Origin of the sequence: Leucobacter sp. CX169, from assembly GCF_017161405.1 — a bacterium.
GTDB lineage: Bacteria > Actinomycetota > Actinomycetes > Actinomycetales > Microbacteriaceae > Cx-87.
Genome location: NZ_CP071051.1, coordinates 2,688,007 through 2,712,009, shown reverse-complemented (window position 1 = coordinate 2,712,009; position 24,003 = coordinate 2,688,007). Strand labels below are relative to the sequence as shown.

General features: G+C 68.4%; 21 protein-coding genes. 7 read left to right on the top strand and 14 right to left on the bottom strand.

Annotated elements, in window-relative coordinates:
• Positions 1-80 precede the first annotated feature (80 nt).
• The 3 genes from JW030_RS12390 to JW030_RS12380 form a co-directional block, all read right to left on the bottom strand.
• Entirely contained in the window at positions 81-785 is a 705-nt protein-coding gene (locus tag JW030_RS12390) for a phosphonatase-like hydrolase (protein ID WP_188045528.1), read from the bottom strand.
• A 150-nt stretch (positions 786-935) separates the two neighbouring features.
• Positions 936-1,751, bottom strand: coding sequence for a nitrilase-related carbon-nitrogen hydrolase (locus JW030_RS12385; RefSeq protein ID WP_188045529.1), 816 nt, complete (start codon positions 1,749-1,751; stop codon positions 936-938).
• 54 nt (positions 1,752-1,805) lie between these two features.
• The gene (locus tag JW030_RS12380; RefSeq protein ID WP_188045530.1) at positions 1,806-2,444 is read right to left on the bottom strand and encodes a TetR/AcrR family transcriptional regulator; all 639 of its coding nucleotides are present in this window, start codon (positions 2,442-2,444) and stop codon (positions 1,806-1,808) included.
• 127 nt (positions 2,445-2,571) lie between these two features.
• Here JW030_RS12380 and JW030_RS12375 point away from each other — a divergent pair, with 127 nt between their 5' ends.
• Positions 2,572-3,585 (top strand): phosphotransferase enzyme family protein, encoded by a 1,014-nt coding sequence (locus JW030_RS12375; RefSeq protein WP_188045531.1) that lies wholly within the window; start codon positions 2,572-2,574, stop codon positions 3,583-3,585.
• A gap of 35 nt (positions 3,586-3,620) precedes the next feature.
• Positions 3,621-4,901 (top strand): aspartate aminotransferase family protein, encoded by a 1,281-nt coding sequence (locus JW030_RS12370; RefSeq protein ID WP_188045532.1) that lies wholly within the window; start codon positions 3,621-3,623, stop codon positions 4,899-4,901.
• Between the two features lie 79 nt (positions 4,902-4,980).
• Here JW030_RS12370 and JW030_RS12365 read toward each other — a convergent pair whose 3' ends face one another.
• The 3 genes from JW030_RS12365 to JW030_RS12355 form a co-directional block, all read right to left on the bottom strand.
• The gene (locus JW030_RS12365) at positions 4,981-6,087 is read right to left on the bottom strand and encodes an acyl-CoA desaturase (protein ID WP_188045675.1); all 1,107 of its coding nucleotides are present in this window, start codon (positions 6,085-6,087) and stop codon (positions 4,981-4,983) included.
• A gap of 111 nt (positions 6,088-6,198) precedes the next feature.
• Entirely contained in the window at positions 6,199-6,402 is a 204-nt protein-coding gene (locus tag JW030_RS12360) for a cold-shock protein (protein WP_188045533.1), read from the bottom strand.
• A gap of 415 nt (positions 6,403-6,817) precedes the next feature.
• A complete protein-coding gene (locus tag JW030_RS12355) occupies positions 6,818-7,507 on the bottom strand; it encodes a TetR/AcrR family transcriptional regulator (protein WP_188045534.1) in 690 nt (229 codons plus the stop codon).
• A gap of 156 nt (positions 7,508-7,663) precedes the next feature.
• Between JW030_RS12355 and JW030_RS12350 the strand changes: the two genes are divergently transcribed.
• Entirely contained in the window at positions 7,664-9,346 is a 1,683-nt protein-coding gene (locus JW030_RS12350; protein ID WP_188045535.1) for an amidohydrolase, read from the top strand.
• Between the two features lie 60 nt (positions 9,347-9,406).
• Here JW030_RS12350 and JW030_RS12345 read toward each other — a convergent pair whose 3' ends face one another.
• From JW030_RS12345 to upp, 3 genes are all read right to left on the bottom strand, one after another.
• Positions 9,407-9,985: a DUF4870 domain-containing protein gene (locus JW030_RS12345; RefSeq protein WP_188045536.1), complete on the bottom strand. Its 579-nt coding sequence runs from the start codon at positions 9,983-9,985 to the stop codon at positions 9,407-9,409.
• 170 nt (positions 9,986-10,155) lie between these two features.
• Positions 10,156-10,821: a winged helix-turn-helix domain-containing protein gene (locus tag JW030_RS12340; RefSeq protein WP_188045537.1), complete on the bottom strand. Its 666-nt coding sequence runs from the start codon at positions 10,819-10,821 to the stop codon at positions 10,156-10,158.
• Between the two features lie 442 nt (positions 10,822-11,263).
• Complete coding sequence (upp, locus tag JW030_RS12335; protein ID WP_188045538.1) at positions 11,264-11,899, bottom strand: uracil phosphoribosyltransferase; 636 nt, start codon at positions 11,897-11,899, stop codon at positions 11,264-11,266.
• A gap of 54 nt (positions 11,900-11,953) precedes the next feature.
• On the opposite strand from upp, the gene JW030_RS12330 reads away from it, so the two are divergent.
• Entirely contained in the window at positions 11,954-12,439 is a 486-nt protein-coding gene (locus tag JW030_RS12330) for a nucleoside deaminase (protein ID WP_370567028.1), read from the top strand.
• A gap of 194 nt (positions 12,440-12,633) precedes the next feature.
• Here JW030_RS12330 and proC read toward each other — a convergent pair whose 3' ends face one another.
• Complete coding sequence (gene proC / locus JW030_RS12325; protein ID WP_256434432.1) at positions 12,634-13,485, bottom strand: pyrroline-5-carboxylate reductase; 852 nt, start codon at positions 13,483-13,485, stop codon at positions 12,634-12,636.
• Positions 13,486-13,552: 67 nt separating this feature from the next.
• Here proC and JW030_RS12320 point away from each other — a divergent pair, with 67 nt between their 5' ends.
• Positions 13,553-14,515: a cation diffusion facilitator family transporter gene (locus JW030_RS12320; protein ID WP_188045540.1), complete on the top strand. Its 963-nt coding sequence runs from the start codon at positions 13,553-13,555 to the stop codon at positions 14,513-14,515.
• Between the two features lie 128 nt (positions 14,516-14,643).
• Complete coding sequence (locus tag JW030_RS12315; protein ID WP_188045541.1) at positions 14,644-14,808, top strand: hypothetical protein; 165 nt, start codon at positions 14,644-14,646, stop codon at positions 14,806-14,808.
• Here the strand turns inward: JW030_RS12315 and JW030_RS12310 are convergent.
• From JW030_RS12310 to JW030_RS12295, 4 genes are all read right to left on the bottom strand, one after another.
• The gene (locus tag JW030_RS12310; RefSeq protein WP_188045542.1) at positions 14,805-16,259 is read right to left on the bottom strand and encodes a glutamate synthase subunit beta; all 1,455 of its coding nucleotides are present in this window, start codon (positions 16,257-16,259) and stop codon (positions 14,805-14,807) included. The genes JW030_RS12315 and JW030_RS12310 overlap by 4 nt on opposite strands.
• Positions 16,252-20,877 (bottom strand): glutamate synthase large subunit, encoded by a 4,626-nt coding sequence (gltB, locus tag JW030_RS12305; protein WP_188045543.1) that lies wholly within the window; start codon positions 20,875-20,877, stop codon positions 16,252-16,254. Before gltB ends, JW030_RS12310 begins: the two co-directional genes overlap by 8 nt.
• 346 nt (positions 20,878-21,223) lie before the next feature.
• Positions 21,224-21,889 carry a TrkA family potassium uptake protein gene (locus JW030_RS12300; RefSeq protein WP_188045544.1) on the bottom strand — a complete coding sequence of 222 codons (666 nt, stop codon included), beginning with the start codon at positions 21,887-21,889 and terminating at the stop codon, positions 21,224-21,226.
• Positions 21,882-23,264, bottom strand: coding sequence for a TrkH family potassium uptake protein (locus JW030_RS12295; RefSeq protein ID WP_223159897.1), 1,383 nt, complete (start codon positions 23,262-23,264; stop codon positions 21,882-21,884). Before JW030_RS12295 ends, JW030_RS12300 begins: the two co-directional genes overlap by 8 nt.
• Positions 23,265-23,431: 167 nt before the next feature.
• Here JW030_RS12295 and JW030_RS12290 point away from each other — a divergent pair, with 167 nt between their 5' ends.
• Complete coding sequence (locus JW030_RS12290) at positions 23,432-23,905, top strand: helix-turn-helix transcriptional regulator (RefSeq protein WP_188045545.1); 474 nt, start codon at positions 23,432-23,434, stop codon at positions 23,903-23,905.
• Positions 23,906-24,003: the final 98 nt, after the last annotated feature.

Genomic DNA, 24,003 nt, shown 5'->3' with positions numbered 1-24,003 from the left:
TGCGGGGGTGTGATCGACGATGCGCGCCGGAACGCCGCAGAGGTTTCTGGGACGGAACCCTCGTTTCCGTCCCGCCTGGCTCACTCCGCGAGCGCGGGGGCCGCGAGGCCGAGCAGCTCGGGGAGGTCCCGCACGTCGCACACGTGGGTGTGCGGGAAGGTGGCGAGGTGCTCGGGCGACTGAGCACCGGTGCTCACCGCGACGACGTACTTCGCGCCGGCGTTGATGCCCGCGGCGAGGTCGAGCTCAGTGTCACCCGCTGCGAGGACCTGGTCTGCGTCGGTGACGCCCGCGCGCTGCATGGCGACCTGGATGAGCTCGGGCGCCGGGCGGCCGAGCGAGACGTCGTCGGAGGTGATGGCGAAGTCGACCGTGTGCTCGGGCGTCGGGCCGACCGTCCACCCGATCGCGTCGAGGATCATCTGGGTCACGCCGCGGTCGAAGCCGGTCGTGAGCGCCACCTGCATGCCGGCAGCGCGCATGCGCTGGAGTGCCTCGGCGACCCCGGGGAGGGCGGTGGGCGGCGTATCGCGGTAGGTCTGCTCGAGGCGGGCGCGGAACTCGAGGAAGAGGCGCTCGACCTCGGCGGGGTCGGCCTCGCCGCGGAAGGTCTTGAGGAACCCGGCGATCGCCTCGCGCTTGTTGGCGCCGAGTGCGGGGCGGAGGGCGTCGTCCGAGATCTGGACCGAGAGCGCTTCCTCGACGACCTCCTTGAGGCGGGCGTACACGGCGCCGCCCTCGTTGACGGTGGTGCCGGCGACATCGAGCGTGATCAGGGAAACCATCTGGGACTACCTTCTGTTCAATCGTGTTCGACCCGATCGACTGCGGGTCAAAACCAACGGTAGGGAGGGCGGGTCACCCGCCGACAACGCGGCGGGGAACCGGAAGTGAACGCCCCGGGAACAGTGGGTGTTGGTGCTTGACGGAGTCGGCTACGCCTCCGCCCCACTCGCGCTCGAGATGCCGGGGTAGTCCGCGACGCGATCGGCGATGACCGGGAATTCCGTGCGCACCCGAGCGACGAGGCCCGGGTCGATGTCGACGACGAGCACCTCCTCGCCGGCGCCGCACTCCCCGACGATGGCGCCAGACGGGTCAACGACCCGGCTGAAGCCGCCGAGCTCGACCCCGCCCTGGCTGCCGCCGGCGTTGCACGCGAAGATCCACACCTGGTGTTCGACCGCGCGCGCCTGGGTGAGCAGCCGCCAGTGTGCGCGGCGGGCGGCGGGCCAGGCGGCGGGCACGACAACGGCCTCGGCGCCTCGGTCGCTCAGCGCCTGCCACAGGCCGGGGAAGCGCAGGTCATAACAGGTGGTGCTGCCGAGCCTGCCGACCGCGCTGTCGACGACGCTCAGCGTCGTGCCCGGTGTGAGCAGTTCGGACTCGAGCGACTGATACCCGAAGACGTGGATCTTCCGGTACACCTGCGCGATCTTGCCGTCCGCGCCAATGAGTACTGCCGTGTTGTGCAGCGCCCCGTCCGGGGCCCGCTCGATGATGCTGCCGAGGTGCACCTGGGCGCCCAGGTCGCGTGCGACCCGCCGGCCCATCGCCACGGTCGGGCCGTCGAGCGTCTCGGCCAGCTCTGCGTACTGATCGAACGCGAAGTACCCGGCGCTCCACAGCTCGGGCAGCACGAATAGGTCAACGCCTGGCTGCGCCCGCAGGATCCCCTCGGCGCGCACGATGCGCTCGGCCTGCGTCTCCCCGTCAGGGCTTGCGAGCTGAATGAGGGCGACCCGGGTCATGCATTCTCCTTCTGGCCAGTGCGTGTTGCCTCAGTCTACAAACCGCGGCCCGAACTACTCGCGGCCTTCATGGCCGGCGGCCAGCCCCGCGACCAGGCGCGCAAACGCGGCGAGCATGCGGGCAGGATCCGCGCCAACGCCGTCGCGGGTGCCGCCGCTGGCGACCGCGATCGCGGCCTCGCGCAGCGCCCCCACGAGCAGGGCCGCAGTGAGCGCCTCGTCGACGTCTTGGCCGAGCTCGCCGTCCGCGCGGGCCTCGGCCAGCACCCCGCGCACGAGCTCGACGCTCGCCCCCGAGCCGCGCCCGCGCTCGGGCCCCGTGGCGATGAGGCCGGGCCCCGAGACGTTGTAGAAGTGGCCGACCCGGGGGTCACCGGCGAGCTCGATCATCTCGCGGGCGAGGGCGACGAGCTGATCCTGCCAGCTCGAGGCCGCCGAGACGGCCGCCCGGCTGCGTGCCACGAGTTCGTCCGTCAGTCGCGCGTAAGCGGCGCGCAGCAGATCGTCTCGCCCGCCGGGGAAGTGGGCGTACAGAGTGCCGCGGGCCATGCCCGATCGCGTCGCCATCCGCTCGATCGTGGCCGTGTCAACGCCGTCCTCGGCGATGATGGTGAGCAACGTCCCGATGAGTTCGTCGCGCGTGCGCTCGCGGCGTCGCTCGCGCAGCGAGGTTGCCGGTGCGGGCTGGGTCATGCGCACTTCCTCTCGGATCGACCCCAAGTCTAGGACGGACGCGCATGAAATTGATTTCTAAATGCAATTTCTGAACTAACAGTCTAGTTTTGTGGTGAGACCACTCCCCACGAATGAAAGGTCGCCGATGACCGAGCTCGTCACCCTCGCCAATGCTGCGGCGCTCGCCCGCGAGGCACTCCCGGCATTCGGCATCGCCGCCGACGCGCCGCTACGCCTCCTGAAGAACCGCGAGAACTTCGTGTTCGCGCTGGCGCACGCGGGTACCGAGTACGTCCTTCGCGTGCACCGCCGCGGGTATCACTCGGACGCCGAATTGGTCTGCGAGCTCGAGTTCGTCGAGGCGCTGCGAGCGGAGGGCGTCGCCGTCCCTCGCTTTGTGCGCACTCGCGACGACCGCACGTTCTGCGTTGTCGGGGCGGGTCAGTCGGTTGGCGCCCACCAGGTCGACCTGCAGCTGTTGCTCGAGAACCACGGCAACTTCGGCGACGAACGCACCGCCTTCGATGGCACCGCCGAGCTCGACCCCGACGACTTCGCCGAGCTGGGTGGCCTTGCAGCCCGCGCTCACGCCGCCGCCGAGCGCTCGGGCTTCACGCTCGGGGTGCCGCGCCAGAACTGGGACGCGGCCGGTCTCGTCGGTGAGCACCCCGTTTGGGGCGACCCGCTGCGGCTGCCCGAGCTCGCGGGGCAGGATCTCGCCGACGTGGAGGCGGCGATCGCCCGCGTGGCCGAGGTACTCGCCGCCTACGGGCAGCGCCCCGAGAGGTACGGCCCCATCCACTCCGACCTCACCCCCGAGAACATCCTGCGTACCGACGCGGGCCTGGTGCTCATCGACTTCGACGATTTCGCCGAGGGTTGGCACCTGTTCGACCTCGCCACGGCGATCTACTTCTTCACCCCGCACCCGCGCTATGACGAGTACCGAGACGCGCTCTTCGCCGGGTACGAGGCGATTCGGCCGCTCGATGACGCGGACCGCACGGCGTTCGCCGCGATCCTGCTCGCCCGCGGGCTCACGTACCTGGGCTGGGCGGCGGACCGCCGCGGCGAGGAGGCCGCCGAGTTCCACGCGGAGTCCGTGCTGCCACACGTGGTGCGCCTCGCCCGCGAGCTGCTCGCGCAGCCCGCCGTCTGACCAACCCGACCCGCTTGACGCAACCCGAGGACATCATGATCACCAGCAACGCAGAACTCATCGCCCGCCGAAACTCCACGATCGGGCCCTTCTCGCCCCTGTTCTATGCCGAGCCGCTGCAGTTTGTCTCGGCGAAGGGGGTCTGGTTCACCGAGGCGAACGGGCGGCGCTATCTCGACGGGTACAACAACGTGCCCCACGTCGGCCACGCGAACGACCGCGTCGTGCGGGCGCTCGCCGAGCAGGCGGGCCGCATCAACATCCACACGCGATACCTCAACGAGCGCGTCGTCGACTACTCGGAGCGGCTGCTGTCGACCTTCGAGCCGCACCTTGACCGGGTCTTCTACGGCAACTCCGGATCTGAGGCGAACGAGCTCGCGCTGCGGATCGCGCGCCAACTCACCGGCAACACGGGCGTCATCGTGTCGGATTACAGCTACCACGGCACCACGATCACGCTCGCGCAACTCACCACCGGGCTCACCACCCGCGAACCGCTCGGCGCGCACGTGCGCACCCTCCGGATCCCGGACCTCGACCTCGATCCGCGCCCCGAGGCGGAGGTGTGCGCCGAGACGCTCGCCGAGCTCGACGTCGCGATCGCCTCACTGCAGGCGGCGGGTTTCGGCGTCTCGGCCAGCCTCTTCGACCCGCTGTTCTCGACCGAGGGAATGCCGCGGGTGCCCGCGGGGCTTGCCGCGGGAATCGTGCAGCGCGTGCGCGCGGCCGGGGGGCTCGTCATCGCGGACGAGGTGCAGAGCGGATTTGGCCGCACCGGGTCGCACATGTGGGGGCACCGCTATCTCGGCATGGACCCGGACCTCGTCACGCTGGGGAAGCCCATGGGCAACGGCCACCCGATGTCCGCCGTGGTCACGACCGAGGCGATCCAGACTGCGTTCGGCTCGCGCAACGAGTTCTTCAACACCTTCGCCGGCAACCCGGTCTCGGCCGCGGTCGGCGAGGCCGTGCTGGTGGAGATGGACGAAAAGGGGCTGATGGCGCAGGCAAGCGAGCTCGGCGGGCTCGCGCTCGCGAAGTTCGAGGAGTTCGCCGGGCGCTACGATTTCATCCGCTCGGCGAAGGGGGCCGGGCTCTTCCTGGGGCTCGACTTCGCCGTTGACGGGGAGCCCGCACCGGCGCTCGCGAAGCAGGTCGTCGAGGCGATGAAGTCGCGCGGCGTGCTGATCTCGAAGATTGGGCGCCACGAGAGCGTGCTCAAGGTGCGCCCGCCCCTGGCGTTTAGCTCTGCGGAGCTGCCGATCCTGTTGGGTGCGCTCGAGGAGTCGCTCGACGAGGTGCGCGCCGCCTGACGGAACACCGCACTCGCCAGGGAAATGACAGAGGGGCAGGATCCGCGCGGATCCTGCCCCTCTGTGTAAGCGTCGCGAGTTAGCCGCGGCGGTACTGCGCCGTGATGGGGCACTCGAACGGGTCGCGAGCGGCCAGGCCGACGCGGTTCAAGTACGCGATCACGATGGCGTACGAGCGCCAGATTGAGGTCTCGGTGTACGGGACATCGAGCGTCTGGCAGGCCTCGCGCACGATCTCGCGAGTGCGAGCCAGCGCGGGGCGGGGCATGTTCGGGAACAGGTGGTGCTCGATCTGGTAGTTCAGGCCGCCCATGAACCAGGTGGCCATCCAGCCGCCCGAGACGTTGCGCGACGTGCGTACCTGCTTCGAGAAGAAGTCGAGGCGGGCGTCGTGCGCGAGCACCGGCATGCCCTTGTGGTTCGGGGCGAACGAAGCGCCCATGTAGACGCCGAACACGGCGAGCTGCACGCCGAGGAAGGCGAATGCCATGCCCATCGGCAGGAACATGAAGAGGGGCACGATGTAGAGCGCGTTCCGCACCGTGATCATGCTGAGCTCGGCCCAGCGCTGCTTGACGCCGCGCTGCGTGAGCAGGTGCTTGTAGCTCAGGTAGTGCAGGTTCAGTCCCTCGAGCGTGAGCAGCGGGAAGAAGAGCCAGCCCTGGTGGCGGGTGATGAAGAGAAGGGGGCCCTTGACCTTGGCGGCGTCCTCTTCGAGGAAGACGATCGTGTCGACATCAATGTCGGGATCTTTGCCTACGGTGTTGGGGTTCGAGTGGTGACGCGTGTGCTTTGAGTCCCACCACGAGTAGCTCAGGCCGATCGACGCGGCGAGCACGCGGGCCAGCCGGTCGTTCGAGGGGCCAGTCGCGAGGATCTGGCGGTGCGCGGACTCGTGAGTCAGGAACGCGGCCTGGGTGAAGACGATGCCGACTGCTCCAGCAATGAGCAGCTGGAACCAGCTGTCGCCGAGCAGGATGAATCCGGTGACGCAGCCAGCGAAGAGAACGACGAGTACAGCGCCAACCATCCGGTAGAACCACGGAGTGCGGCGGAGGAGTCCGGCATCACGAACGGTGCGGGAGACCTGGGTGTACGCGTGGGCGATCTTGGGGAAAGAATCGGTGCGGGCGTACGTCTGGCGAAGCGGGCCGAGATTGGTATCGACAATGCTGGTTGCGGAGATGAGAAGTCCAGTTCACTGTTGGGAACGCTGGACCGATCCGCGGGTAAAGAGAAGGTCCGGATCGATGGGGACTCTCGCAATCGAGAGCCCCCATCAAACCGTAAATACGACCTAGAGGGCGCGAATGTTCGCAGCCTGCGGGCCCTTGGGGCCGCGCTCGGTTTCGTACTCTACCTTCTGGGCCTCTTCGAGGCTGCGGTAGCCGCTGCCGCTAATCGCCGAGAAGTGAGCGAAGACGTCGGCCGAGCCGTCGTCGGGCTCGATGAATCCGAAGCCCTTTTCCGAGTTGAACCACTTTACTGTGCCAGTTGCCATGTTGCTTTTCTTCTTTCATTAATGCCGCAAGTGCGGCGTATGTGCTGTTTCGACTCAGTCGACGCAGACGATTGTGGGGGTGGGTGCCGGTGTGCGGCGATCGACACGAAGAGGTCGAGGCGGCTGATGCGGCGATAGAGATGGACTCAGCAGAGGGATGAAGCTCTGGGGCCCGTGGCCAGGACTCGCAGAATGCGAGGATCGCTGGAAGCTGTGTGTGGGGCAAGGGTGGTGCAGGTGGTGATAAGAAACTTCTTTTCGTTGGCCGCCGAGACTCGCCTTCGAGTGTTCGTCGGGACATGTAGCGCGGTTGAGCGCCTAATCAGAGTCTAGACGAAGATGCCTGCGGTTTGGGAATGTGTTCGCAAATTTCGGCCCGGAGCACTCAGGTAGACCCAGGGTTGTCCCGGGTGAACTACTGCGAGTTCGGCTCGGCGGCGCGCTCGATCGAGTCCAGAATGGCCCCGATCGCGGCATGAAACACGTTCATTCCGTCGAGCGCGACGAGCTGTTCCTGGTGCGCAACGATCAGCGGGTAATCAGACGAGTTCGGCAGCGAAAGCCGCTCGACCCAGGGAGCGGGCGAGCCCGGGGCGACGTGATCGTCGAGCGCCGCCTCGCGGGCCATTCCGGCGACGAGCGCGAGCAGCGCGCTGTCAAAGGCGGCGTAGGCGCGCACGAGCGCGTCGTCGCGATAGCCAGCCTCGTGGAAGGCGGTGAGCAGGAACTCCATCTCGGAAGCCTCGCCGGGGCCCTGGGTGGTGAGGGTTGCGGCATCCTGGCCGATGGTCGGGTAGACGAGCGCTGCCTCGGCAATGTGCTGCGCGAGGTGTTCGACGCGCGCGCGCCATGGCATGCCCGCCGTGGCCGTTGTCGTCGCGAGCACGGTGCGCTCCATGAGGCGATCGAGCGCCGCCCGCATGAGCTCGTCTTTGTTGCGGAAGTGGCGATACATCGCGGTGGCGTCGACGCCGAGGTCGGCGCCCAGGCGCTGAAACGTGAGGCGACTGCGCGGGTCCTCCTGTGAGAGGCGCAGCAGGGCGTCGAGGATCATTTCGCGGTCGATCCGGCCACGTCGCGGCCGAGTCGAAGTGTGCTCTGACATCGCGCCTCCTCGTCGTGCGCCCTCTGGCGCGTTAGGTCAGTGTATCGACGGTGCGCCTATGGTCGCCACAGTTTGCTTGTCAGTGACGTTGACGTTGTCCGCGGGCCCGAATACGCTGGTGGATGTACCGGGTGGTCGGTGCACCAAGGAGGAACAATGGTCAACGTCGACGTGCAGAACGCCCCGGTAGATGTGGTGTTTGAAAACGGATGGATCTATACCGGCGACGAGAGTGCGCCGCGCCGCGGCGGCGTCGCGGTCGCCGCAGGCCGCATCGTGAGCACCGACGCCGACGAGGTCGCGCGCCTGGCCGAGACCGCCGCCTCGCGCGTCGATCTGGACGGCCGCCTGCTTTTGCCGGGGTTCCAGGACGCCCACCTGCACCCCGTCATTGCCGGGATCGAGATGCTCAGCTGTGATTTAAGCTCGAGCGAGAACGCCGAAGAAGCGCTCGAAGCGGTCCGTGTCTACGCGGACGCCAACCCCGACGTCAGCTGGATCGTCGGCGCCGGCTGGTCGATGGACTTCTTCCCGGGCGGCACGCCCACCCGCCAGATGCTTGACGAGATCGTCCCTGACCGACCGGTCATGCTCGAGAACCGCGACCACCACGGCGCCTGGGTGAACACCCGCGCGCTCGAACTCGCCGGGCTTGACGCGAGCACGCAGGATCCTGCCGATGGCCGGTTTGAGCGCGAGCCCGACGGGTTCCCCGCGGGGACGGTTCATGAGGGCGCGATGTCGCTCTTCCACGGGGTCAAGCCCTCCGCGTCGGACGAGCAGGGCTATGCCGGACTGCTCGCGGCTCAGGAGCACCTGTACCAGTTTGGGATCACTGCCTGGCAGGATGCCGCCGTCGGACGTTTCATGGGGAGCCCCGATACGGTGCCGATCTATGAGCGTGCGATTGCCGAAGGCACCCTGAAAGCACGCGTGCGAGGCGCCCAGTGGTGGAGCCGCGAGGACGGCGAGGGTCAGCTCGCCGAGGTGCTCGAGCGGCGCGACCGCATCGCGGCATCCTGCGATCCTGACCGCTTTTCGGTTGGCTCGGTCAAGGTGATGGTTGACGGGGTCGCCGAGAACTTCACCGCGGCCATGCACGCCCCGTACCTTGATCCGCACGGGCACGACTCGGGCAACCGCGGCATCTCTTTCTTCGACCCTGAAGAAATGGCCGGTTTCGTGACCGAGCTCGACGCGAACGGTATGCAGGTGCACTTCCACGCCCTGGGCGATCGCGCGGTCACGAATGCCCTGGACGCCCTCGAGCAGGCGCGCACGGCGAACGGTGCCACCGATAACCGTCACCACCTCGCGCACCTGCAGGTCGTGCGTTCGGAGGACGTCGCGCGCTTCGCTCCCCTCGGGGCCACCGCCAACCTGCAGGCGCTGTGGGCCGCTCACGAGCAGCAGCTCGACGAGCTCACGCTCCCGTTCCTGCCCGCTGACTCCGAGCAGCACCATTACCCGTTTGGCGAGATTGCGGCGACCGGCGCGCACCTCGCTGCCGGCAGCGACTGGTCGGTGTCAAGCCCGAACCCGATCGAGGCACTGCACGTCGCGGTCAACCGAACTCACCCGGGAAGCACGCTCCCCGTGCTCGGCCCCGAGCTGCAGAAGTTGACCGTCAAGCAGTTCGTCGACGCGTACACGCAGGGCACCGCCCGCATCAACCACCTTGATCACGCGACGGGCCGCCTGGCGGACGGGTTCTACGCCGACTTCGTGATCCTGGATCGAGACCCCTTCGCCCTCGACAGCGAAGACCTCCACACTGTTCGGGTCGACGAGACCTGGATCGGCGGCGAGCGGGTGTTCGCGCGCGTGAGCGCCGAGTAGCCTGCCCGACGCAAGAAGGGCCCCGGATCACGTGATCCGGGGCCCTTCTTGCGTACTGGGTTACTTGATGAACGGGATATTGAAGATGAACTTCGAGGGGATGCCCTGCTTGAAGTTCTCGGTCGCCTTCACCGCCGCAATGATGTGGAATACGAAGAGCACTGCCGAGACGATCCAGAGCAGGACCGCGAGGATCGCGCCGAGGTACGGGATGAACGCGAGCACCCAGGTGGCGACGATCGGGATCATACGCACGAGCGAGAAGTTCAGGTTCTCGCGGTGGTACTGATCGGCGAGCGGGTTCTTCCCCTTCTCGACGAAGTAGAAGATGAGCGCCGGCAGCCACGTGAAGAACACTGACAGCCAGTAGTTCAGGGTGACCATGCTGGCGGCCTGCGCGGCCGGGTCAGCTGCAGCGTACTGGGGCTGCTGGTAGCCCGGCTGCTGGGGCTGCTGGTACTGGGGCTGCTGGTACTGGGGCTGCTGGTACTGCGGCTGCGGCGGAACCGGAGCAGCGGGCGCTGCGGGAGGCGGCGTGGGGGCAGCCGGGGGAACCGGTGCCGCCGGCGGGGGCACGGGAGCGCCGGGCTGCTGCGCCGCCGAATCGCCGTCGTTCGGCTCTGGGGGAAGAGTAGTCACGGTCATCTCCTTTGATCAGACACTCGGGTCAGCCCGTTCGCCGAAGGTTCCAAACGCGCGGGCCATTTCATTCTCAGCATAGCCATCTCGGGCGAACATGTCGCCGATTGAGGGTCAAGATTTGGAGTCAGTTCACCCTGCGATCAGGCGGGAAACGCCGCGGATAGCGCCTAGAAGATGTCCGGGCTCGGCGTCGCGGACTGCAGGATGGAGACGTCGGCGTGCCGGTCGAAGCGGTAGCCGGTGCCGCGCACCGTGCGCACGATGTCCTGGTACTGCGCGAGCTTCACGCGGAGGCGGCGGACGTGCACGTCGATTGTGCGCTCGTTTGGCACCTCCTCGATGGGCGCGTCGCTCCACAGCGCCTCGATGATCTCCTCGCGGGCGACGGTACGCCCCTCGCGCAGCACGAAGTACTGCAGTAGCTCGAACTCCTTGAAGGTGAGCGGCGCGACGACGCTATCGAGCAGCAGGCGCTTGCGCGACAGGTCGATGACGACGCCGGCTCGGGCGCGATCCTGCTCGTCCTCGACAGGCTTCTGGCGTGCGTGGGCGGCAGGATCGCCGAGAGCGAGGCGGACCACGTCGACGTCGCGACCGCCGGCGCCCTCGGGGGCAATGGCGACGGAGGCGTAGGTCTCGGCGGCGGGGGCGAGCTCGGCGACGAGCTGCTTGAGCTGTTCGACGATGGCGCCGAGGCGGGGGTCGCCCGCCGCGATCTTCGCATCGGCGAGCCCCACGTAGAGGGCGAAACCGCGAACCTCGGCGCCCTGCGGAAGTGCGCGGGCTGCGGTGGGGGCGGTCTGGGGAGTTGCGGAAGTGGTGAGGGTAGACATGATGATGGGTTCCTTCGAGCCGTGGCCCCCTGCTGAGCAGGTCAGGCCTGGCGCCGTCCTTGGCGCCGGATGTGCGTGAGCTAGGACGGGCCCTGTGGGAGCTCAATGCTCAAGGGGCGAGAACCGTCCGGGAGTGACCGCGAGTGCGGTGGGGGCGCTAAGCGCCCGGCTGTACCTTCGTAGCTAGCTGCACATTCGGCAACGCGCAACACCTGCACCGGCCATCATCATGCCGGTAATCCCAAAATTCACCTCGAGGGCGGACTGGGTGCGAGTGGTGTCAGACATGAGGCTTAGTAAATCTCAACTCTTCGTCACCTGTCAAGTGGGGTTTGAGGATTCGGGGTGAGATGGGCGCGCCAGGGAACAAAAAACTGCGCTACGCGGCGGCGCAACGCAGTTTTTGGTTAGTGGAACGTGGGGCCGATGGCCTGGGGCCGGATTAGTCGGCGGTGCCGTACAGGCGGTCGCCCGCGTCGCCCAGGCCGGGAACGATGAACGCGTTCTCGTCGAGGCCGTCATCGAGCGCGCCGAGGACGAGTGTCACCTTACGGTCGCCGGCGGCCTCGCGCATCGCCGAGATGCCCTCGGGGGTGCCGAGCACGCAGATCGCGGTGACGTCGTCCGCTCCGCGATCGAAGAGAAACTCGATGGCCGCGGCGAGCGAACCGCCGGTGGCCAGCATGGGGTCGAGCACGAAGCACTGACGTCCTGCGAGCGAGTCGGGCAGGCGCTCGGCGTACGTGGTCGGCTGGTGTGTGACCTCATCGCGCACCATGCCGAGGAATCCGACCTCTGCGGTCGGGACGAGCTTCACCATGCCCTCGAGCATTCCGAGGCCCGCGCGCAGGATCGGCACGATCAGCGGCAGCGGCTCGCTCAGGCGGACACCGGTGGTCCGCGTGACCGGCGTCTCGATCTCATGAGGCTCGACGCGCACCTCGCGGGTCGCCTCGTAGGCGAGCAGCGTCATCAGCTCCTCGATGAGGAGACGGAACGTCGGTTGAGGGGTCTGCGCATTGCGGAGAACCGTAAGCTTGTGGGTGATCAAAGGGTGATCCGCAACGAAGACTCGCATATGGGCGATTCTAGTCGCAGAAACCCGGGCACTAGACGAGTCCGAGGGGCAAACATGGCGCGGCGCACTGGCGGGATCCCCGCGGACCCACGCGACGAGCGCCTGATGGGCGTCGCCCTCGCGGTGGCCAGGCGCGCGGCCGAGGCGGGCGAGATCCCGGTCGGCGCGGTCATTGTGGATGCGTCGGGGGAGATCCTGGCCGAGGGCGGCAACGAGCGGGAGGCGAGCCTCGACCCGACGGATCACGCCGAGATTGTCGCCATCCGCCGCACCGCGCTCGCCATCGGCGACCGGCTGCTCGAGGACTGCACGCTGGTCGTCACCCTCGAGCCCTGCGTCATGTGCGCCGGGGTGATCGCCGCCGCCCGGGTGCCCCGCGTCGTGTTCGGCGCATGGGACGAGAAGGCTGGCGCGTGCGGCAGTGTCTACGACCTGTTGCGCGACCGGCGCTTGCCGCACCCGCCCGTCGAGGTGGTCGCCGGGGTGCGCGAGGCGGAGTGCGCGGAGCTTCTCGGCGAGTTCTTCCGCGCCCGGCGCTAGCGCGTCCGCGCGCCAGGCGCCGCTGCCCCCGGTCCCGGGATCCTGTGTTCTATCCGTCGCGCTCAATAGTAGATCCGCGCCCAGAAGGCGCTGGGAGGCCAAAAATCTACTATTGAGCGCGGATCTACTACTGGGCGAAAGTGCGAGGGGCCAGACGCGGCGGGCAGGATCCTGCTGGGACCGTGCCGAGAGTGCTAGCCGGCCGCGAGCTCGCCGGCCCGCGCGATCGCCGCAGCCAGCGCGGCGTCGAAGAGCGCTGGCAGGTCCGCGCCCTGCAGCACCCCGATGGCCTCGGCGGTGGTGCCCTTCGGGCTTGTCACCTGGCGGCGTAGCTCGGCGGGGCTGTCAGCCGACTGCGCGGCAAGCTCCGAGGCGCCGGCGAAGGTGCCCTGCACCATCACTCGCGCCTCGTCGTCCGTGAACCCGAGCCGCACAGCCGCTGCCGTGAGCTCCTCGATGAAGAGATAGACGTAGGCGGGGCCCGAGCCCGAGATCGCCGAAAGCGCGTCGATGCGCCCCTCGTCGACCACGAGCACCTCGCCGACCGTCGAGAAGTGCGCGCGGGCCGCCTCGGTCGCGGCGGCGTCAGCGGTCGCGCCGGCCGCGATGCCGGTCACGCCGCGGCCGATGAGGGCCGGGGTGTTCGGCATTGCGCGCAGCACCGAGATGCCCTCGGGCACGAGCGCTTCCATGCTGGCGGTGGTGATGCCGGCGGCGACACTCACGACGACGGCGCCGGGAGCGAGTGAGTCGGCGACTTCGCGCAGCACGTCGTGGATCATCCAGGGCTTCACCGCCAGAATCACCATGCGGGCCCCAGCGACCGCCTCGCGGTTCGCGTCAGGGGACGCCTCGGTCGCGAGCGGAACGACGCCCTCGATGCCCGTGAGCGCGCTCGCGCTGTCGATCGAGCGAGTGGTTACCCGGATCGGACCGTCCACGCTGACGCCGGGCGCGCGCATGCCGTGCAGGATCGCGCGCCCCATCGAGCCAAGGCCGAGGATCGCGGTGGTGGGGAGGGGGCAGATTTCCGTCGTGTCGGTCACCCGCCACATCCTAGGATGGAGTCGCGGCCAGGGCCAGTTCAGTGCCCGGGGGTTGAAGGGAATCGACGTGAGCGCGACCGGCGGAAACAAAGCGATCCTGGCGGCTTTCGCCGCCAACCTGGGCATCGCCGTGACCAAGTTCATCGCGGCCTTCTTCTCGGGCTCGTCCTCGATGCTCGCCGAGGGTGTTCACTCGCTCGCCGATTCGGGCAACCAGCTGCTGCTCCTGATTGGCGGCAAGCGTGCGAAGCAGGAGGCCGATCAGGATCACCCGTTCGGCTATGGTCGCGTGCGCTTCGTGTACGCATTCGTCGTGGCGATCGTGCTGTTCTCGGTCGGCGGCATGTTCTCCATCATGGAAGGCATCAAGAAAGCCCAAGAGCCGCACCCGATCGAGCTGTGGTGGCTGCCGATTCTGGTGCTCATCATCGCGATCATTCTTGAGAGCTTCTCGCTGCGCACCGCGATTCGCGAGAGCCGGCCACATAAGGGCGACGCGACCTGGGCGGAATTCATCCGCCGCTCGAAGGCGCCCGAGCTGCCCGTCGTGCTGCTCGAAGACTTTGCGGCGCTCTGCGGTCTCTCGTTCGCGCTCGTGGGCGTCGGCCTCACCGTGATCACCGGCAATGGCCTGTTCGACGCGATCGGAACGATCGCGATCGGCGTGCTGCTGGTCGGCGTCGCGGTCATTGTCGGCCTCAAGGTCAAGAGTCTGCTCGTAGGCGAGAGCGCGAGCGCTGGCGACCTCGAGAAGATCGAGGCGGCGTTGATGGCCGGCGACGACATCGATCGCATCATCCACATGAAGACCCTCTATCTCGGCCCCGACGAGTTCATGATCGGCGCGAAGATCAGCGTCGCCCCCGAGCTCACCGTGCACCAGCTCGCAGTCACGGTGAACCTCGCCGAGCGGCGCATCCGCGAGGCCGTGCCCGCGGCGCGCGTCATCTACCTCGAGCCCGACGTGTACCTCGACCCCAACAAGCGCGAGCCGTCGACAGAGTCGATCGTCTTCCTCGGCGAGGACTAGGGGTTCGGGCAGGATCCTGCCCCGCTGTGGTTCTCCACCCTTGGTCCCTTTGTCGAGCCGTCGCAATCTGCGGCTTCGCGCGTGCTCAAGCCGCAGATTGCGACGACTCGAGGGGCGCACATTGATCAATGAGCGCGGGTATGTCGGCGCGGGCGCGCCCCGGCAGGATCCCGCGCCCCGGCAGGATCCCGCGCCCCGGCAGGATCCCGCGCCCCGGCAGGATCCCGCGCCCCGGCAGGATCCTGCCCGAGCGCGGCCGGATCAGCCGAACTCGGGCGAGGGCCCGCGCTTAGCTGAACGCCCGGTCGAAGGCCGTGACGGGCGACGGCAGCGCCGTCTCGCCCATCAGGAACGCATCGACCGAGGCCGCCGCCGCGCGGCCCTCGGCGATCGCCCACACGATGAGTGACTGACCGCGACCCGCGTCGCCGGCGACAAACATGCCGGGCAGTGACGTTGAGAAGTCCTGCTGGCGCTCGAACGCGCCGCGGCTGTCGTGCCCGAGCGCGAGCCCGTCCTCGTCGATCGGCTCGGGGCCGGTGAACCCCATCGCGATGAGCACGAGGTCGGCCTCGATGAGGTGCTCGGTGCCCGGGATCGGCTCGCGGCCGTTCTCGGTGAACCCCGTCTCGGCGATGTGCAGCCCGCGCACGAGCTTGCCGCTCTCGTCGGCCACGAACTCGACCGTCGAGGCGAGGTACTTCCGCTCGCCGCCCTCCTCGTGGGAGCTCGACACCTCGTAGAGGGTCGGGTGGACGGGCCAGGGCTGCGCCTCGGTCCGGGTCTCGGAGGGCTTGCGCCCAATCGCGAGGTTCGTGACCGACCGCGCGCCCTGTCGGTGCGCGGTGCCGACGCAGTCGGCGCCGGTGTCGCCGCCGCCGATCACGACGACGTGCTTGCCCGCAGCATCGAACGGCGTCGCCTCAAGGGTTCCCGCTTGCACGCGATTCGAGGCGACCAGGAAGTCCATCGCGGGCATGACGCCCGTGAGCCCTCGGCCGGGGATTTCGAGCTCCCGCGGCACCGTGGCACCCGTGGCAATCACCACGGCGTCGTAGCGCCGCCGCAGCTCGCCCCAGCTCATGTCGCGGCCGATCGTCACGCCGCAGCGGAAGCGCGTGCCCTCCGCCTTTAGTTGCGCGATGCGGCGCTCGACGAGCTCCTTCTCCAGCTTGAAATCGGGGATGCCGAGGGCGAGGAGCCCGCCGGGCACCTCGTCCCGTTCGTACACGGCGACCGTATGCCCGGCGCGGGTGAGCTGCTGCGCCGCGGCCAGGCCGGCGGGCCCCGAGCCGACGACGGCCACGGTCTTGCCAGTGAGCCGCGACGGCGACTGCGGCTGCACCCAACCATTCTCGAACGCCTGATCGATGATGCTGTTCTCGATCTGCTTGATCGTGACCGCCGGCTGGTTGATGCTCAGCACGCAGGCGGACTCGCACGGCGCGGGGCAGGCGCGCCCCGTGAACTCCGGGAAGTTGTTCGTGGCGTGCAGGCGCTCGATGGCCTCCTGGCCGCGGCCGCGGTGGGTCAGGTCGTTCCACTCGGGGATGAGGTTGCCGAGCGGGCAACCCTGGTGGCAGAACGCGACGCCGCAGTCCATGCAGCGTGATGCCTGTCGCGCCACCACGGTGGGGTTCGCCGGGTCGACGACCTCGCGCCAGTCCATCAGGCGCAGGGCGACCGGTCGCTTCGGGGCGAGCTCGCGCTCGCGTACCGTCAGAAAGCCGCGCGGATCAGCCATTGGTTGCCTCCAAGATTTCCGACCAGACCTGGGTGCCGTCTGGGTCAATGCCGTGTGCGCTCGCGCGCTCGCGAATCTCGAGCACCCGAGAGAAGTCGCGCGGGATCAGGCGGGTGAAGCGGGCGAACACCCGCTCCGGGTCACGATCGATCGCGCCGAGCAGGTCCTCCGCCACGGCGGAGCCGGTCTGCTCGAGGTGCCGCTTCAACAGCGCTCGGATCTTCTCGCGGACGGCCAGTAGCGCGGGGGTGACGGGGGCGGACCCGCCGCCGAGCGGCTGCATGAGCAGCGCACCTGAGGCGAGCTCGGCCGCGTTCAGCGACGAGAGTGTGAGGTCGAGCACGACAGCCTCCCCGCCCGACATGCCGGCGCCGATGTTGCGCCCGGTGGGGCCGAGGATGAGGGCGAAGCCGCCCGTGAAGTACTCGAGCGCGTGGTCGCCGGTGCCCTCGACGACCGCGGTGGCGCCCGACCCGCGAACGAGGAACCGTTCGCCGACGACGCCGGCGATCCAGAACGAACCGCCCGTCGCCCCGTATCCGATGACGTTGCCGGCGATCACGTTGCCGGCCGCCCGGTGCCCCGATTGCGGGCTGGGCAGGATCGAGATCTCGCCGCCCGAGAGCCCCTTGCCGACGTAGTCGTTCGCGTCGCCGAAGAGCCGGAGGTGGATGCCCGCGGGCAGAAAGGCCCCGAGCGACTGCCCGGCCGACCCGGTGAGGGTGATGTCGATCGTCTCAGCGGGCAGACCTGCCGCGCCGAAGCGCTTCGTCACCTCGTGCCCGAGCATTGTGCCGACGGCGCGGTCGGTGTTGCGAATCGGGAGGTGGATGACCGCCGGTTCGCGGCGCTCGAGGGCATCCCGCGCCATTCCGAGCAGCTGCTGGTCGAAGTGCTCGGCGACCTCGTGCTCTTGCGCGCGGCCGAAGCGACGCGGCTCGCCCTCCGGGAACTCCGGTCCGCGCAGGATCGGCGTGAGGTCGAGCCCGTCAGCCTTCCAGTGCGAGATCGCGTCGTTCACGTCGAGCGCGTCGGTGTCGCCGACCGCCTCGTCGAGGGTGCGGTAGCCGAGCTCGGCGAGCAGTTCGCGCACCTCCTCGGCGAGGAACGTGAAGAAGTTGACGATGTGGTCGGCCTGGCCGGTGAACCGCGCCCGCAGGTCGGGGTTTTGTGTCGCGACGCCCACGGGGCAGGTGTCGAGGTGGCACACCCGCATCATGATGCAACCCGCCACCACGAGCGGGGCCGTCGCAAAGCCGAACTCCTCGGCGCCCAAAAGGGCCGCGATCATGACGTCACGCCCGGTCTTGAGCTGGCCGTCGACCTGCAGGACGACCCGCTCGCGCAGGCCGTTCAGCATGAGGGTCTGCTGCGCCTCCGCGAGGCCGAGCTCCCACGGGGATCCTGCGTGCTTGAGAGAGTTCATGGGGCTCGCGCCAGTACCGCCGTCGTGGCCCGAGATCAGCACGACGTCCGAGAGCGCTTTGGCGACGCCGGCGGCGACCGGCCCGACCCCGCTCTGGGAGACGAGCTTGGTGCTGATCCTGGCCCCAGGGTTTGCGCGCTTGAGGTCGAAAATCAGCTGCTTCAGGTCCTCGATCGAGTAGATGTCGTGGTGCGGCGGGGGCGAGATCAGCCCGACGCCCGGAGTGGCGTGCCGGGTCTCGGCGATCCAGGGGTACATCTTCCCCGGCGGCAGTTGGCCGCCCTCGCCGGGCTTGGCACCCTGGGCGAGCTTGATCTGGATCTCGTCCGCGTGGGTGAGGTACATGCTCGTGACGCCGAAGCGCCCCGAGGCGACCTGCTTGATCGCGCTGCGGCGCTCGGGATCGAGCAGGCGGTCCTCGCTCTCCCCGCCCTCGCCGGTGTTGGACTTGCCGCCCAGGCGGTTCATCGCGATCGCGATGGTCTGGTGCGCCTCCTGCGAGATGGAGCCGTAACTCATCGCGCCGGTAGCGAAGCGCCGCACGATGGCCGAGACGGGCTCGACCTGATCGAGCGGCACGGGCGGCCTGGTCGGCGCGAACTTGAGCAGGCCGCGCAGCGTCATGAGGCGCTCCTGCTGCTCGTTCACGCGCGCGGTGTACGCGCCGAAGATGTCGCGGCGGCCCGTGCGGGTGGCGTGCTGCAGCTTGTAGATCGTCTCGGGGTCGAAGAGGTGCTCCTCCTCGCCCCTGCGCCAGCGATATTCGCCGCCGGTGGTGAGTCGCCGGTGCGCGAGCGCCGCGACGTCGTCGGGGTAGGCGGCGCGGTGCCGTGCGGCGACCTCGCGCGCGATCACGTCGAGCCCGACGCCGCCGAGGCGCGAGGCGGTCCCGGTGAAGTAGCGGTCGACGACCTCGGGCGCGAGCCCCACGGCCTCGAACGTCTGTGCGCCGCAGTAGGACGCGACGATGGAGATGCCCATCTTGCTCATCACTTTGAGCATGCCCTTGCCCAGCGCCTTGATGAGGCGGGCGACGGCCTCGGCCTCGGTCACCCCGGTGATCGAGCCGTCGCGCACGAGCAGCTCGACGGTCTCCATCGCGAGGTAGGGGTTGACCGCGGCGGCGCCGTAGCCGATGAGGGCGGCGACGTGGTGTACCTCGCGCACGTCGCCGGCCTCGGCGATGAGGGCGACGCGCATGCGCTGCCCCGAGCGGATGAGGTGGTGGTGCACGGCCGAGACGGCGAGCAGGGACGGCACCGGGGCGAGGTCCTTGTTCGAGTCGCGGTCGGACAGGATGAGGAACTCGGCTCCCTGCTCGATCGCCGCGCTGGCCTCGCGGCACATCGCATCGAGCCGGTCCGAGAGCCCCTTCGCGTCGGAATCGACCGGGTACAGGCCCCGGATCGTGACCGATCGTTCCTGCAGCGGGTCTTCGCCGAAGTGCTGGACGCGGGCGAGGGAGTCGTTGTCGATGACCGGGAAGTCGAGGATGACCTGGCGGGCGTGGTCGGCGGACTGGGTGAGCAGGTTATTCTGCGGCCCCATGCCGGCGCGGAGGCTCGTCACCAGCTCTTCGCGCAGCGCGTCGAGCGGCGGGTTCGTGACCTGCGCGAACTGCTGCACGAAATAGTCGAAGATCAGGCGTGGGCGGTCCGAGAGCACCGCGATCGGGGTGTCGGTGCCCATCGCCGCGAGCGGCTCGAAGCCCTCGCGGGCCATCGGCGTGAGCAGCAGGCGCAGCTCCTCCTCCGTGTACCCGAAGGTGCGCTGGCGACGGGTGATCGACGCGGGCGGGTGCACGAGGTGCTCGCGCTCGGGCAGATCCGACAGCCGGATCCTGCCCTCTTCCAGCCAAGTGCCCCACGGGGCGGCCAGCGCGAGTTCCTGCTTGACCGTGTCGTCATCGCGCACCTCGCCGGTCGCGAGCGTGACCGCGAGCATGCGGCCGGGCTTGAGGCGCCCGCGCTGCACGACGCGTTCGGGCGCGAAATCGAGCACACCCGTCTCGCTCGCGATGACGAGCAGGCCGTCGTCGGTCACCTGGAAGCGTCCGGGGCGCAGGCCGTTGCGGTCGAGCAAGGCGACGAGTTCCTTGCCGTCGGTGGCGATCATGGCGGCGGGGCCGTCCCACGGCTCCATCAGCAGCGAGTGATACTCGAGGAAGTCGACGAGCTCGGGGGCGAGGCCGGTCTCGGACTCCCACGCCTCGGGCACCATCATGGCCAGCGCGTGCGGCAAGCTGCGGCCCGCCTGGACGAGCAGCTCAAGCACCTCGTCAAAGCTCGCCGAGTCGCTGCCGCCGGGCGAGCAGATCGGCAGGATCGGGCGCAGATCGCCGAGCAGCTCGGACTCGAGCTGTCCCTCGCGCGCGCTCATCCAGTTTCGGTTGCCGCGCACCGTGTTGATCTCGCCGTTGTGGGCCACCATGCGCAGCGGCTGGGCGAGGCTCCACGACGGGAAGGTATTGGTTGAGTAGCGCGAGTGCACGGTTGCGAAGCGGGACGTGAACCGCTCGTCCTGCAACTCGGGGTAGAAACTCGAGAGTTGCAGCGTCGTGACCATGCCCTTGTAGACGATCGTCCGGGCCGAAAGCGACGGCAGGTAGCAGCCGGTCTCGTGCTGGATGCGCTTGCGGAGGCGAAAGGCCCGGCGTTCGAGCTCGTCGGTGTCGAGGCGCTCGCCCGCGCGGGCCGTCAGGATGAGCTGCTCGATCGCGGGGCTCGCGGCCCGGGCGCTCTCGCCGAGCACCTCGGGGCGCACATCGACCGTGCGCCAGCCCAGCACGTCGAGGCCCTCTTCGGCGGCGATCGCGCCGATGCGGTACCGAGTCGCGCGGCGCTCGGTCGAGGCCTGCGGCAGGAAGGCGATGCCCGCGGCGTAGAGCCCGGGCGCCGGCAGGCGTACCCCCGGCAGCTGCTCGGCGAGCGACTCACGAATGAGCGTGTCGGGGATGTCGCTCAGGATCCCGGCGCCGTCGCCGGTGCCCTCGTCCGAGCCCACCGCGCCGCGGTGCTCGAGGTTCTCGAGCGCCTCGAGGGCGAGCGAGATGATCTCGTGGCTGGCCGTGCCGGTCAGCGCGACGACGGCGGCAAGCCCGCACGCGTCTCGCTCGTTCGCGGGATCGTACAGTCCGCTCGCCGCCGGAAACCCGGTGTGTGCGGTGTGCGGGGTCGCGTCGTAGGTGTTCATCGACGTCCTCTCAATCAGCGGGACGTCGGTGGCCCGTGAGAGAGCCAGCTGCGACGAGTGTCGCTGCGGCATCGTCGTCGCAGCGAAGCAGGGTGGCTCGGAGATCCGAATGTAACACCCAAATATTCGGTGAAAGTAATCCACCGAGGCGCTTCCTGCAGAGAAAGCGGCATTTTTTGCCAGAAACACGAATAATCTGCGGGCGACGGTCGATTATCCCGCACAGACAGACTGTCTGGAACGCCGGAAATTTCGAACAGTCCCGCGGCGACCCGGCAGGATCCGGCCCGTCGATCGGATCGGCCGGATCCTGCCGAGGGGTCGCTGGAGCGAGCGCGCGGGAAACCTAGCCGATCGTGGCGAACCGTTCCACCGCGGAGGACTTGCCCGAGACGATGATGAGGTCGTGCGCGGATACCACGGTGGTGGGCGTCGCGTAGGTGAAGTCCTCGCCGGGCGTCTTCACGCCGACGACCGTGACCCGGTGGCGGGTGCGGACGCCGCTGGCCTCCAGGGTGAGGCCTCGGATCGAGCGAGGCGGGTACATCTTCACGAGCACGAAGTCGTCGTCGAACTGGATGAAGTCGAGCATGTTGCCGCTCACGAGGTGGGCGACGCGTTCGCCGGCCTCGCGCTCGGGGTAAATGACGTGGTTCACGCCGATGCGCTCGAGGATCTTGCCGTGCGACTGCGAGATCGCCTTGGCCCAGATCTGCGGGATGCCGAGGTCGACCAGATTCGCGGCGACCAGCACGCTCGCCTCGATCGACGAACCCACCGCGACGACGGCAATCTGGAACTCCTCGGCGCCGACCTGGCGCAGCGCGTCCATCGAACGGGCGTCGGCCTGGACGGCGTGTGTCACGCGATCCGCCCATTTCTGCACGAGGGTCGCGTCGGTATCGACGACCAGTACCTCGCGGTCGAGCCGGTCGAGCTGGCCGGCCGTCGCGGCGCCGAAGCGGCCGAGGCCGATCACGAGGACGGGGGCGTCATTTCTAATGTCAACCAACGATCGGCCTTTCTTCGGGGAGACGGAACATGCGTGAGCGGCTGCTCGCGGCGATTGCCGCGGCAAGCGTGACCGTACCCACGCGGCCGGCCCACATGGTGGCGGCGAGGATGTACTTCACGGCATCGGGGCCCTCGGCGGACAAGCCCGTGGAGAGCCCACAGGTGCCAAACGCCGAGATCACCTCGAAGAGCACGATGTCGAGCGGTTTGCCGGTGATGTGCAGGATCGCGATCGTCGCGGACGCGACGATGGTCGAGCCCCAGATGACGACCGAGACGGCGACGCGCAGCACCTCGACGGGGATCTGGCGGCCAAACGCCTGCATGTCCTGGTAGCCGCGAGCCTCGGCGAACGCCGCGATGAACAGCACCGCGATCGTGGTCACCTTGATGCCGCCCGCGGTCGAGGCGGAGCCGCCGCCCACGAACATCAGCATGTCCATCACGAGCATGCTCGAACCGTTGAGGTCGAGCGGGTCGATCACGCCGAGGCCCCCCGAGCGGGTCATGACCGAGGCGTAGCCCGTTCCCAGAACGGTCTGCCAGAAACCCTGTTCGCCGTAGGTTGCGGGATTATTGAACTCGAGTCCGGCGATCAGGATCCACCCGGCGACGACGAGCAGCAGTGTCGTCACAAGGGTGAGCTTCGCGTGCAGCCCGAGCCGTCGATGCGTCTTCCAGCCGCCGCCCATGGCGTACCGGTACAGCGCAAAGATGACGGGGAAGCCGATGCTCCCGAGAAACACGCCGAGCGCGAGCACGATGAGCATGTAGGGGTCGGTCGCGAACTCGGTGAGGCCGGTGGGGAGCGGCACGAACCCCGTGTTGGTGAATGCCGAGGCGGCAAGGTAGAAGCCGTACCAGAGCGAGTGCAGGGGGTCGTAGCCGGCCGCCATGAGGCGGGGTGTGATCAGGAGCGTCAGGGCAGCCTCGATGGCGAGCAGGCTGATGGCCACCGCCGACAGCAGGCCGCCGATCTCGCCGAGCCCAATGGCCTGGCTCTCGCTCGCGCCGCGCCCGGTGCGCATGGGGTTGGAGTCGGTGGCGGCGAGCAGGCGCTGGCGCAGGCCCAGTCGACGGGTCACCGTGAGGCCGAGGATGCTGGCGAGCGTGAGCACGCCGATTCCGCCGATCTGGATGCCAACGAGGATCACGATGTCGCCGAAGAGCGACCAGTGAGCCGACATGTCGACGGTGGAAAGACCGGTGACGCAAATCGCCGAGACGGCGGTGAAGAGTGCGTCCACCAGCGGGGTCACGGTGCCGGACTTCGCCGACATCGGCAGCATGAGGATCGCGGTCCACAAGAAAATCAGGCTCGTAAAGACGAGGAGCGCGAAGCGCGGCGGAGAGGACTGGATGATCCGTGTCATCCAGGAGCGGCGCCCGAGAGTGCTACCGCTCTGGCGAAAATCGCCCCGCCGCGTGGCGTTGCTTACCCTCACTGACTCTGCTTCCTGAACGAAGTTCCGCGGTGACTCCTAGAAACTGGAGACTCGGCGGTTGTCATCGTACACACTTCGCGGGATACGCTGGGAGCATGCCAGACATTTTCGGGGTTATCGCCGACGCGACTAGGCGCGACATCCTGCAGATCCTTCTCGAGCGCCGCATGCGCGACGAGGAGATCAGCGTGTCTGAGATCGTGGCCCAAATGGAGACCAGTCAGCCGACCGTATCGAAGCACCTCAAAGTGCTGCGCGAAGCCGAGCTCGTGACGGTTCGTGAGGACGGGCAGCACCGCTACTACTCGCTGAACGCCGAGCCGCTCGAGATGATCGAGGACTTTGTGATTCCGTTCCTCTCGGCGGGCTTCGACACCGAGGTGACCGTCGAGTACGTCACCGAGTCTGGCGAGGTACTCGGAGGCGCCGGCGGATCGCTCGACGGCTTCGACGAAGCGGAGATCCTGTCTGACAGTGTCGCGGCCGCCGCCGAGAAGGTCGGCCGCGCCGCAGCCATCGCGGAGCATCAAGTGAAGGAACTTGTCGCCCGATTCCGCCTGCGCGGATAGCCGGAACGGCGCGGTTTTTACGCCGAGTTTGCCGGGCGGTTCGCGCTTCGTCGCAAGCGACGGTAGGATAAGTGTTTTGTGGGCCACGAACGACCGAG

Bases quoted from the DNA above. Each gene is read 5' to 3' on its own strand.
- JW030_RS12375 (WP_188045531.1), top strand. From the start codon at position 2,572: ATGACCGAGCTCGTCACCCTCGCCAATGCTGCGGCGCTCGCCCGCGAG.
- upp (WP_188045538.1), bottom strand. From the start codon at position 11,899: ATGCGAGTCTTCGTTGCGGATCACCCTTTGATCACCCACAAGCTTACG.
- JW030_RS12290 (WP_188045545.1), top strand. From the start codon at position 23,432: ATGCCAGACATTTTCGGGGTTATCGCCGACGCGACTAGGCGCGACATC.
- JW030_RS12390 (WP_188045528.1), bottom strand. From the start codon at position 785: ATGGTTTCCCTGATCACGCTCGATGTCGCCGGCACCACCGTCAACGAG.
- JW030_RS12340 (WP_188045537.1), bottom strand. From the start codon at position 10,821: ATGTCTACCCTCACCACTTCCGCAACTCCCCAGACCGCCCCCACCGCA.
- JW030_RS12380 (WP_188045530.1), bottom strand. From the start codon at position 2,444: ATGACCCAGCCCGCACCGGCAACCTCGCTGCGCGAGCGACGCCGCGAG.
- JW030_RS12350 (WP_188045535.1), top strand. From the start codon at position 7,664: ATGGTCAACGTCGACGTGCAGAACGCCCCGGTAGATGTGGTGTTTGAA.
- gltB (WP_188045543.1), bottom strand. From the start codon at position 20,877: ATGAACACCTACGACGCGACCCCGCACACCGCACACACCGGGTTTCCG.
- JW030_RS12295 (WP_223159897.1), bottom strand. From the start codon at position 23,264: ATGACACGGATCATCCAGTCCTCTCCGCCGCGCTTCGCGCTCCTCGTC.
- JW030_RS12360 (WP_188045533.1), bottom strand. From the start codon at position 6,402: ATGGCAACTGGCACAGTAAAGTGGTTCAACTCGGAAAAGGGCTTCGGA.
- JW030_RS12355 (WP_188045534.1), bottom strand. From the start codon at position 7,507: ATGTCAGAGCACACTTCGACTCGGCCGCGACGTGGCCGGATCGACCGC.
- JW030_RS12315 (WP_188045541.1), top strand. From the start codon at position 14,644: ATGAGCGCGGGTATGTCGGCGCGGGCGCGCCCCGGCAGGATCCCGCGC.
- JW030_RS12310 (WP_188045542.1), bottom strand. From the start codon at position 16,259: ATGGCTGATCCGCGCGGCTTTCTGACGGTACGCGAGCGCGAGCTCGCC.
- JW030_RS12370 (WP_188045532.1), top strand. From the start codon at position 3,621: ATGATCACCAGCAACGCAGAACTCATCGCCCGCCGAAACTCCACGATC.
- JW030_RS12385 (WP_188045529.1), bottom strand. From the start codon at position 1,751: ATGACCCGGGTCGCCCTCATTCAGCTCGCAAGCCCTGACGGGGAGACG.
- JW030_RS12330 (WP_370567028.1), top strand. From the start codon at position 11,954: ATGGCGCGGCGCACTGGCGGGATCCCCGCGGACCCACGCGACGAGCGC.